The sequence below is a fragment of the Streptococcus sp. 1055 genome (genome assembly GCF_013276815.1).
Taxonomy (GTDB): domain Bacteria; phylum Bacillota; class Bacilli; order Lactobacillales; family Streptococcaceae; genus Streptococcus; species Streptococcus pseudopneumoniae.
On sequence record NZ_VMLT01000089.1, the window covers coordinates 1 to 10,598 of the forward strand.

A 10,598-nucleotide genomic window follows, 5' to 3' on the forward strand; every position below is an offset into this window, starting at 1 on the left:
CTTTTAAAAGTGTTTTGATTGTTTGGATTTCTTCTTTAGTTGATTTCATATTACTATTATATAATGCTTTTTGATTTTAGTCTAGTATTAATCCCAATTTTCCATTATGAATACAATAGTAAATGGTTGAAATTCCCACGTTAACCCCTTTAGCCATAACCATCATTTCAGGAGAAAACTTTTGATTATGATAGTGGAGAATCTTTTCCTTTAGTTCTTTGGTTAAGCTTGATTTCTTGACCGAGCGCCTGCGATTGTTTTCATAAGACTGTTGAGCATAGTCGGTAGAATAAACCTCTTTGAAGCGCCCTTTTCCAAGACATTGTCAGACTGTCTCACGCTTGATTTCAGTGTGGATAGTTTGAGGAGCTTTTCCAAGCAAAGAGGCAATTTCTCTATTTGATTTTCCTTCTTTTGTTTGGCTTTTGTAGTATAATTGTCTTGCATCTCTGTGCCTTTCTTGTGTTTGTGGTTGAACAACAAGTATAACACAGAGGTGTTTTCTTATGCCTAGAAGAGCTTTCATTTTTTTCAAAAAAGGTTGAAAAAACACCTTTGTGAGATGAAATACCCTTCAAATACCGTATCTCCCAAGTGAAAATCTCACAAATTTCTTAAACTTTGAGTCAAACTTCACATATCTAATCCATATCGATAGTTGGACAGAACTCACTTCTATGGTATTATCCTATCCCCCTTCCAAATGTCAAGCAAAAATGACAAGTATTTTAGAAATAACTCGCCATTTCATTAACTTTCTACTATATTAAAAAAATGTGACCTCATAGCAAGGACTCAAACTCAGCGACGCTCATACCCAGCTGATGGCTGGCAACCTCGGAAGTCAGAAGTCCTTGGCGAACCATATCCAGAAAGGCAAAAAGTTTCCCACGTTCCAAGCCTTCTTCTCGCCCTTGTTCAATCCCTTCAGCTCGTCCACGTTCAAGACCACGCTCCAGTCCCTGTTCAATCCCCTCTGCACGACCACGCTCTAAGTCTTTTTCCTCCGCTTGTTCCAATGCATAGTCATGAGCGAGTAAGGCTTGTTCTTCACGCATACGTAGTTGACTAAACATCTCCCTGTCCTCCTCGGACCAGCTCTTGTAGTCCAGCAGTTGGTCTGCTTGGCTGATGGCTCGTTCGGGGTCTTGAGTAAAGGGCTTGTTGCCGAAAAACTCCAACCATGGCTTGCGAACCTCGTCTTTGCTGGTTTCTCTGTATTTTTTTAATTCCAAGAACGCCATCTTGACCAGATGATGTTCCTGACCGTTATTTGTGATAGTTAAAACCTCACTTGTCGTATCCTCTCGCATACTAAAACTGTGAAAAGCCAAGTCATCTGAAAAGTAATTGCTGTCCACGATTGCGATTGCATAAACGGGTGCGATGTGTTTATAACTCTGGTGAGTATCACCTTCTCGTTGACGAATTTTTTCAAGATTTTGATTGACCTGACTGCAAAGGTAAGCCCATAAACGATTGATGAAAAAATTCTGATGATGAACCTGAATTTCGATGATAACTTGCGTACCATTATCCAACTCCGCCAAAACATCTATACTGGTATAGAAATCTTGCGCCGAATAGGGCATGGAAGGCAAGACATGAATATTACTTCCCTCCAAATTGGTCACATTTTTTGCTGGTAAATCCAGCATATCGCGAATAAATTGACAAGTGATTTCCGGATTGCTAAAAATCTTCTTAGCAACCAAATCATTGGTCGGGCTAATGCCCGGATGTCTGAGAATCATTCTTTCTCTCCTTTCATTATAGCACATTTTTAAATCTAGGTTTGCTAGATTCACTGCTTCTATCTATAGTAAAATGAACCAAAAACAGTACACAATGTTGTATAATCTTCTTATGGCATATTCAATAGATTTTCGTAAAAAAGTTCTCGGCTATTGTGAGCGAACAGGTAGTATAACAAAAGCATCACAGGTTTTCCAAATCTCACGTAATACCATTTATGGCTGGTTAAGGCTAAAAGAGGGAACAGAAGAGCTAAACCATCAAGTAAAAGGAACAAAACCAAGAAAAGTTGATAGAGATAGACTTAAAAACTATCTTACTGACAATCCAGACGCTTATTTGACTGAAATAGCTTCTGAATTTGGCTGTCATCCAACTACTATCCACTATGCGCTCAAATTTATGGGGTACACTCGAAAAAAAGAACCACACCTACTATGAACAAGACCCAGAAAAAATAGCCTTATTTCTTAAGAATTTTAATAGTTTAAAGCACTTAGCACCTGTTTATATTGATGAAACAGGATTCGATACTTACTTTTATCGAGAATATGGTCGCTCATCAAAAGGTCAGTTAATAGGAGGTAAAGTCTCTGGAAGAAGATATCAGGGGATTTCTTTGGTTGCAGGGCTAACAAATGGTGAGTTAATCGCTCCAATAACTTACCAAGAAACAATGACGAGCGACTTTTTTGAAGCTTGGTTTCAGAAATTTCTCTTACCGACATTAAATACACCCTCAGTTATTATTATGGATAATGCAAGATTCCAATAGAATAGCTAGGATAGAATTCTTGTGTGAAGAGTTTGGGCATAAACTTTTACCCCTTCCTCCCTACTCACCTGAGTACAATCCTATTGAGAAGACATGGGCTCATATCAAAAAGCATCTCAAAAAGGTATTACCAAGTTGCAATACCTTTTACGAGGCTCTTTTGTCTTGTTCTTGTTTCAATTGACTATATTTATTCGGAAAAAAGACGAAAAAACCTGAGAACCATCTCAGGCTTGGTCATTAAATTTTTTTCTCAATACCGAAAAGTGGAGAAAGTGGTCGTTTTTCATGAATACGTACGATAGCATCCCCTAGAAGATGAGCGATTGAAATTTGCTCAATCTTATCAATCAAACGCTCTTCTGGCAGATAGATGGTATCCAAAACAACCAATTTCTTAATAGCTGAATTTTGGATATTGTCCATAGCAGGACCAGAAAGCACTGGGTGCGTACAGCTTGCATAGACTTCAACAGCACCAGCTTCCGCAAGAGCATCTGCCGCATGACAAATCGTTCCAGCCGTATCAATCATATCATCAATCAAGATACAAGTCTTGCCTTCGACCTTACCGATGATGTTCATGACTTCACTAGTATTCATCTTATCAACGCTACGACGTTTATCAATGATAGCGATAGATGTTTTCAAAAATTCTGCCAACTTACGAGCACGAGTCACCCCTCCATGGTCTGGGCTGACAACCACATAGTCCGAACCAACCATGCCACGACGCTCAAAATAATCCGCAATCAGAGGAGCTCCCATCAAATGATCCACAGGAATATCAAAGAATCCTTGAATCTGCGCAGCATGCAAGTCGATGGTCAATAAACGATCCACTCCAGCTACTTCAAGCATATTTGCGACAAGTTTTGAAGTGATTGGCTCACGCGCTCTCGCCTTTCTATCCTGACGTGCATACCCATAGTAAGGCATGACAACATTGACAGATTCTGCACTCGCACGCTTCAAAGCATCCACCATAATCAAAATTTCAAGCAGATTGTCATTTACAGGCGAGCTAGTTGATTGTAGGATAAAGACGTGTTTCCCTCGGATTGATTCTTCGATGTTGACCTGAATCTCTCCATCTGAAAATTGGCGAACACTTGATTTCCCCAACTCTATCCCAATCTCCTGCGCCACACGTTCTGCCAATTCTTTATTAGAAGAAAGGGCAAACAGCTTTAAATCAGAAAAAGACATGATTTCCTCCGGTATATATGTATCGCTTGTGCTTTTCACAAGATTTTCCATCTACCATTGTAGCGCTTTTTGCACTATTTTTCAATCAAAAATAAAAGAAGGGCACCATATTTGTACCCTTGCATCATTCTTTTGAAAAATATTCTAGGTCATCAACTCATTGTGTTTCTCAACAAAGCAATAAGCATGATAAAAACCATAGAGAGCAATAGCCGTAACCACTGGAATCGCTAAAGGCAACTCTGTCTCCAATTCAACAAAAGGAGAGTTAAACAAGAAGTGAGTTCCCAAGGCTAAACCTAGAAAAATAAGACCCTGTTTCTTGCCAACCTTCTGCCCTTTATAGGCTCTGTAAAGCAAGTAAACACCTACTACAGCTAGATCTGAAAAAGTCCAGTGAGAGGCAATTCCTGAGATGATACGCTCTAAAATTCGCGAAATAGTAAAGTCAAAGCCCTCTGGCAAATCCGTACGAATGTAACCAATATCCTCAATCATTTGGAATCCCAAACCAGAAGCAATCCCTAATAAAAACAAAGATTTTAATTTTCGCACAGGAATCAAAGCTAAAACAAAGACAAGTGGCAATAATTTCAAGGGTTCTTCTACCAAAGGAGCCACAATAGCACTTTCAAAGGCATTTAAAAACGCACTATCTGGGAAAAGAACGCCCAGTAAATCATGAATATAGGTATTAGCAAAGCTAGACAACCATCCTGCAAGGAACATCCCACCCAATAAAGACAAAATCAAGGCGTTCTTTGGGAATTCCCATTTTTTCCCAATACGGAAGAGAAAATAAAGAGCCGGAATCATGTAAAAGAGAGGTAGAAAGATAGAAACTCCCATTAGTCCATATTCCGCACCTGACCTCGAACCGTCCGTATAGTAGATGGTTTCATACTGTAAACCAATACATAGCAATAAAATAAAAATAAAATACTGCTTTTCTTCATACACTTTCTTTCTAAATGAAGTATTTATAATTCTACGACTGTCATACTTCCTGTATCAACATTGTAAATGGCACCAGAGATAATGACATCGTCTGGTATTAGGGGAGACTCGATAAGCAGTTGCATATCCTCACGCACACTCTCCTCTATATCTTGGAAGGGCAAAAAGTCCTGGTCTGACACATCGACACCTAGTTCCTCTTTTAAATACTCCTGAAAAGGTCCATTTTCAAAGGTCTGAGCACCACAGTCTGTATGGTGCAGCACCACAATCTCTCTTGTCCCCATCTGTTGCTGGGAAATAACTAGCGAACGAATCATGTCCTCAGTCACTCGACCACCTGCATTCCGCAAGATATGAGCATCCCCAAGTGCCAATCCCAAAGCTTGCGCAACGTGCAAACGTGAGTCCATACAGGTCACAATGGCTACTCTAGTTTTGGGTTTAAGTGGCAGATTTAACTGCCCATGTAAGGCAACATAAGCTTGATTGGCTTGCATAAACTGTTCAAAATACGACACGATTCCCTCCTTGAAAATTTGATAGTCAAATATTTCTCCTATCTTATCATTTTTAAGAGAATTTGTCACAGATTAAGCAAAAACCTTTTTCAAAACTTCCTGAATCGTTGTCACACCAATGACCTGAATTTCCTTGGGTGGAGTAATTCCTGTCAAAGAATTTTTGGGTACATAAATCTTAGTAAAGCCCAGTTTAGCAGCTTCGTTGATACGTTGCTCGATACGATTTACGCGCCGAATTTCCCCAGTCAAGCCCAATTCTCCGACAAAACATTCCTGAGGATTAGTTGGCTTGTCTTTATAGCTCGAAGCAATGGCAACAGCAACGGCCAAGTCTATCGCAGGCTCATCCAATTTGACACCGCCAGCAGATTTGAGATAGGCATCCTGATTTTGCAAGAGAAGGCCTGCCCGTTTTTCCAAAACAGCCATAATCAAGCTAGCACGATTAAAGTCAAGCCCTGTCGTCGTACGCTTGGCATTTCCAAACATGGTCGGTGTTACCAAAGCCTGAACCTCCGCCAAAATCGGACGCGTCCCTTCCATGGTCACAACGATGGAGGAACCAGTCGCTCCATCCAAACGCTCCTCTAGAAAAACTTGACTCGGATTGAGGACCTCAACCAAACCGCCCGACTGCATCTCAAAAATCCCAATCTCATTAGTGGAGCCAAACCGGTTTTTGACCGCTCTCAGAATACGAAATGTATGGTGGCGCTCCCCTTCAAAGTAAAGCACCGTATCCACCATATGCTCCAACATTCTCGGCCCAGCCAAGGTTCCTTCCTTAGTCACATGCCCTACGATAAAGATAGCAATGTTATTGGTCTTGGCCAGTTGCATGAGCTCAGCCGTCACCTCACGCACTTGAGAAACAGACCCCTGCACCCCTGAAATCTCAGGAGACATGATGGTCTGGATGGAATCAATAATGAGAAAGTCTGGCTGGATACGCTCCACTTCTGCACGAACACTCTGCATATTGGTCTCTGCATAGAGATAAAACTCACTATCAATATCACCTAAGCGCTCTGCTCGTAGCTTGATTTGCTGGGCAGACTCCTCCCCACTAACGTAGAGAACTGTCCCCACTTGGGACAACTGGGTTGAGACTTGTAGGAGAAGAGTCGATTTCCCGATTCCAGGATCCCCACCAATGAGGACAAGACTTCCCGGTACCACTCCGCCTCCAAGTACACGGTTGAATTCCTCCATCTCCGTCTTGGTTCGATTGACGTTGATTGAAGTCACCTCAGCTAGTTTCATGGGCTTGGTTTTCTCACCTGTCAAGGACACGCGCGCATTCTTGACCTCGGCAACCTCAACCTCTTCCACAAAAGAAGACCAAGACCCACAGTTGGGGCAACGTCCCAGATATTTAGGGGAATTATAGCCACAATTTTGACATACAAATGTCGCTTTTTTCTTTGCGATGACAAACCTCTTTCTATATCTCTAACTCACACTCAATCACTTGGCAAAAATCAATCTTCTCATTTGGCACAAACTGACGCATGAGCATTCGATGAGCAACAACTACCACAGTCTGATGTTCTCGATACTTAGACATACATTCTAAAAAACGAGACTTCATTTCCGTAGCTGTCTCATATTGAATAGGACTATTAGGAAGTAACTCCCCCTTGTTTTCTAGAAACATAGTACGAGCTTTTTCAAAATTATCTGTGCTACTTTCATAGACCTGCCATTCATGTAATAATGGCTCCACTCTCAAAGGAAGTCCCGTAGCACAAACTACATAAGAAGCCGTTTCTAAAGCTCTTGTGACTGCAGAAGATATGATTATTTCAGCTGAAAGGAGTAAAGGATTGGTGCTCAGTTCCTGAGCTTGCTGCCGTCCCTTCTCAGACAAGGGCGCCAAATCTATCCCAAATCCCGTATAAGAACGCTCCTCTAACTCACGGTAATCTGGCTCCCCGTGACGCACAAAGATAATCTTCATCCTAGTGCCCAGTTGATCCAAATCCACCAGTCCGCACACCATCAGCTGCATCTCCATCTGCGATTAAGAAAGGCGCAAAGACAGCCTGGACAACACGTTCCCCAACTTCAAGAATAACCTCTTGATCTGTGATATTCTTCATCTGCGCAAAAATATGCCCTTCATTTCCAGGATTTCCATAATAATCCCCATCAATGACACCAACCGAGTTAATCAAGACCAAGCCCTTCTTACGAGGATTTGAAGAGCGATCATAAAGGTAAAGAACCTCAGTCGGCTGCATATAAGCCTTAACCCCTGTCGGAACCAAGACAATCTCTCCTGGCGCAATAACCGTACGCACAGCAACCTTTAAGTCGTAACCAGCCGCATGCGCTGTCTCACGCTTGGGCAATAAATTCTCATCTGTAAAACTAGAAACCAATTCAAAACCACGAACTTTCATAATTTTCTCTTTTCTATTATCATTTATTCTAGATTATTCTATCTTATTTATTCGGAAAAAGCACAAAAAAAGAGCACACAATTCAAATCGCTTAGGGCTGCTGGATTCCTCCCCTGACCCACTTCACGCAGAACTGTTGCTCCACTATTTATTATATCACATTCCTATTCATTTTAAAAGCAAAATTATTTTTTCCGTCTATTTCTAAAAAAGTCCTGCATAATAGCTACGCATTCATCTTCCAAAATTCCCGTTTCAACCTCTACACGATGGTTAAGACGCTCATCTGTCAAGATATCGTACAAACTTCCAGCAGCGCCAAATTTCTGGTTTTTAGCCCCATAGACCACATTTGGAATGCGGGCAAGCCCAATCGCTCCACTACACATGACACAAGGTTCAATGGTCACAAAAAGTGTGCAATCCAGCAAGCGCCAGCTCTCCTCACTCAAGTTCGCATCCTCTATAGCCATAATTTCCGCATGCATAACCGCTCGCTGTAATTCCTCACGCGCATTATGCCCACGACCAATGATTTCCCCATCTTTGACAATCACACAACCAATTGGAATTTCATCGTGTTCAAGAGCAATCTCAGCCTCTCTCAAAGCCTCCCTCATAAAGACTTCTTTTTCTTCAAGCGTATAATACATCTCTTTTCTCTTTTCCTACTTATCGATTTTATTATTATATCATGAATCCCAACACAAAAAAAGCCACCGAATGCGGTGACTCTATAGGGAGATTATTATGAAAAAGAAAAGTTTAGGATATTTGTTACAACAAGTTAGGAGGTCTTCTTGTAACTGTCTATAATATACCCGACCTATCTTAAACAAATCTTAAAAATCTCTTAGGACCAAACACTTTCTAAAATATTTGTTTGTTCACGACCAGGACCTACTGAGAAAGTAGAAATACGAACGCCAACCAATTCACTCACACGACGAACGTAGTTACGCGCATTCTCAGGAAGATCTTCCAAATTACGAACTCCGGTAATATCTTCTGACCAACCTGGCAACTCTTCATAGATAGGCTTGCAACGTTTCAATTGCTCAAGACTAGCTGGATAGTAGTCAATACGTTGACCATCAAGATCATAGGCCACACAGATCTTCACTGTATCTAAACCACTCAAAACATCGATAGAGTTCAATGAAAGGTTAGTAATACCAGAAACACGACGGCTATGGCGCATCACAACTGAGTCAAACCATCCCACACGACGTGGACGACCAGTTGTTGTACCATATTCATGACCGACTTCACGGATACGTTCTCCCACTTCATCAAATAATTCAGTTGGGAAAGGACCATCTCCTACACGACTCGTATAGGCTTTACATACACCAACAACCTTGTCAATCTTGCTTGGACCGACACCAGAACCAATTGTCACACCACCAGCTACAGGGTTTGATGACGTAACAAATGGATACGTACCTTGGTCAATATCTAGCATAACACCTTGTGCACCTTCAAAAAGTACACGTTTACCATTATCAAGCGCATCATTCAAGATAACAGATGTGTCTGTCACATACTTCTTGATTTGTTGACCATATTCGTAATATTCTTCAAAAATATCATCGAAAGCAATGGCTTTACTGTCATACAATTTTTCAAAAAGACGATTCTTTTCAGCAAGGTTACGTTCTAAACGCTCACGGAAAATGTCTTTATCCAAAAGATCTGCGATACGAATCCCAACACGAGCAGCCTTGTCCATATAAGCTGGACCAATTCCCTTGATTGTAGTACCAATCTTATTGTCGCCCTTAGCTTCTTCTTGCAAACGATCCAACTCGATATGATAAGGCAAAATGACATGCGCGCGATCAGAAATACGCAAGTTATCAGTTGTTACACCTTCCTCATGAAGATAGCTCAACTCTTTTACAAGCGATTTAGGATTTACAACCATACCATTCCCAATAACAGAGATTTTCTCAGGAAAGAAAATTCCAGATGGAATCAAGTGCAACTTAAATTTCTTACCATCAATCACAATCGTGTGCCCTGCATTATCACCGCCTTGGTAACGTGCAATCACTTCTGCATTCGCTGAAAGGAAGTCTGTAATCTTCCCTTTACCTTCATCACCCCACTGGGTACCTACAACAACAACTGAAGTCATAATCTTGTCTGAGCCCTCAGGCTCTTCCTTTCTCACATACATGGCAGGACTCTCACCTGCAATTATATCTTACAATTTATTATAAGAAAAAATCGCCTTTTTATCAAGAAGAAACAATAGAAAGATTTGCTATTTCCAACTATTAAAAAATGTTTTAGAAAAATTACCAGCTATTTATTGTTATATTGCCATAAAAAAGTAAATTTGTTCGGAAATTAACTCAGACTATCTCAACAAGAAATAAAACCTTGTTTCATTATCATCTTTTCAAGATACAAACGATAAGCAACACGATAATGGTAAACGATAAAATCCCTACGACACCCAATACCATATCTCACTAAATAATAAATTAAAAATTTAAAATGAAAATGTTCCCAGTCAAAATTATCACCAAATACAGTACCATACTCTTCTTCAATATTTCTATAAAAATCCGCCATCTGCTCATAAATTTTTTGTAACATGATCAAATACTCCTTTTCTTTTTTATGAACTTATTCTAACAAAAAATTTTAATTAATCATTAATAATTCCTGAATTGTACAAATACCAACCTCAATAAGATAAAAAATAGGAAAAGTTGACAGAATAGGAACAAATTTACTACCTAAATTAGACTATTATAGACCTTATTAACTGCGTTAAATACTAAAAGAGAGTTGAGGTAAAAATCTTAAAATAAGAAAAACGCATAGTATAGTTGCTTAGTTTCAAACAAGCATGTTATAATAAAGCTATGGCATATAGTACAGATTTTAAACAGCGAGCATTAGATTACATCAAAGAGGGGCACAGCCATGTCGAGGCAGCTAAGGTTTTTGATGTTGGCG

Annotated in this window: 11 protein-coding genes, 1 other RNA gene and 2 pseudogenes; 2 read left to right on the forward strand and 12 right to left on the reverse strand. The window is 40.2% G+C overall.

The features are described from left to right. Nucleotides 1-88: 88 nt before the first annotated feature. A pseudogene (locus HT699_RS07985) lies at nt 89-487 on the reverse strand (helix-turn-helix domain-containing protein); the annotation flags it as partial. Nucleotides 488-782: 295 nt separating this feature from the next. Next, the gene (locus tag HT699_RS07990; protein WP_172934239.1) at nt 783-1,754 is read right to left on the reverse strand and encodes an Rpn family recombination-promoting nuclease/putative transposase; all 972 of its coding nucleotides are present in this window, start codon (nt 1,752-1,754) and stop codon (nt 783-785) included. Between the two features lie 112 nt (nt 1,755-1,866). On the opposite strand from HT699_RS07990, the pseudogene HT699_RS07995 reads away from it, so the two are divergent. Then, nucleotides 1,867-2,714 (forward strand): annotated as a pseudogene (locus HT699_RS07995) (IS630 family transposase). A gap of 56 nt (nt 2,715-2,770) precedes the next feature. On the opposite strand, the gene HT699_RS08000 reads toward HT699_RS07995, so the two are convergent. The 10 genes from HT699_RS08000 to comW form a co-directional block, all read right to left on the reverse strand. After that, nucleotides 2,771-3,739 (reverse strand): ribose-phosphate diphosphokinase, encoded by a 969-nt coding sequence (locus tag HT699_RS08000; RefSeq protein ID WP_000010159.1) that lies wholly within the window; start codon nt 3,737-3,739, stop codon nt 2,771-2,773. Between the two features lie 144 nt (nt 3,740-3,883). Further along, entirely contained in the window at nt 3,884-4,699 is an 816-nt protein-coding gene (locus tag HT699_RS08005) for a PrsW family intramembrane metalloprotease (protein ID WP_138699993.1), read from the reverse strand. 20 nt (nt 4,700-4,719) lie between these two features. Further along, a complete protein-coding gene (locus HT699_RS08010) occupies nt 4,720-5,217 on the reverse strand; it encodes a carbonic anhydrase (RefSeq protein ID WP_061771362.1) in 498 nt (165 codons plus the stop codon). Between the two features lie 72 nt (nt 5,218-5,289). Next, nucleotides 5,290-6,651, reverse strand: a complete 1,362-nt coding sequence (gene radA / locus HT699_RS08015; RefSeq protein ID WP_077804517.1) for a DNA repair protein RadA — start codon at nt 6,649-6,651, stop codon at nt 5,290-5,292. A gap of 13 nt (nt 6,652-6,664) precedes the next feature. Beyond that, complete coding sequence (locus tag HT699_RS08020; RefSeq protein WP_172934240.1) at nt 6,665-7,222, reverse strand: histidine phosphatase family protein; 558 nt, start codon at nt 7,220-7,222, stop codon at nt 6,665-6,667. Further along, nucleotides 7,182-7,625: a dUTP diphosphatase gene (locus HT699_RS08025; protein WP_172934241.1), complete on the reverse strand. Its 444-nt coding sequence runs from the start codon at nt 7,623-7,625 to the stop codon at nt 7,182-7,184. Before HT699_RS08025 ends, HT699_RS08020 begins: the two co-directional genes overlap by 41 nt. Before the next feature lie 56 nt (nt 7,626-7,681). Further along, nucleotides 7,682-7,778, reverse strand: an RNA gene (gene ffs, locus HT699_RS08030) — signal recognition particle sRNA small type. 32 nt (nt 7,779-7,810) lie between these two features. Then, nucleotides 7,811-8,278, reverse strand: a complete 468-nt coding sequence (gene tadA, locus HT699_RS08035) for a tRNA adenosine(34) deaminase TadA (protein ID WP_138699243.1) — start codon at nt 8,276-8,278, stop codon at nt 7,811-7,813. A 200-nt stretch (nt 8,279-8,478) separates the two neighbouring features. After that, on the reverse strand, nt 8,479-9,765 hold the full coding sequence (locus HT699_RS08040) for an adenylosuccinate synthase (protein WP_001832534.1): 1,287 nt from the start codon (nt 9,763-9,765) through the stop codon (nt 8,479-8,481). A 230-nt stretch (nt 9,766-9,995) separates the two neighbouring features. Next, the gene (comW, locus tag HT699_RS08045; RefSeq protein WP_000939541.1) at nt 9,996-10,232 is read right to left on the reverse strand and encodes a sigma(X)-activator ComW; all 237 of its coding nucleotides are present in this window, start codon (nt 10,230-10,232) and stop codon (nt 9,996-9,998) included. A 272-nt stretch (nt 10,233-10,504) separates the two neighbouring features. Between comW and HT699_RS08050 the strand changes: the two genes are divergently transcribed. Continuing rightward, on the forward strand, nt 10,505-10,598 hold a 94-nt coding region (locus HT699_RS08050), incomplete at its 3' end, for an IS630 transposase-related protein (protein WP_214646885.1).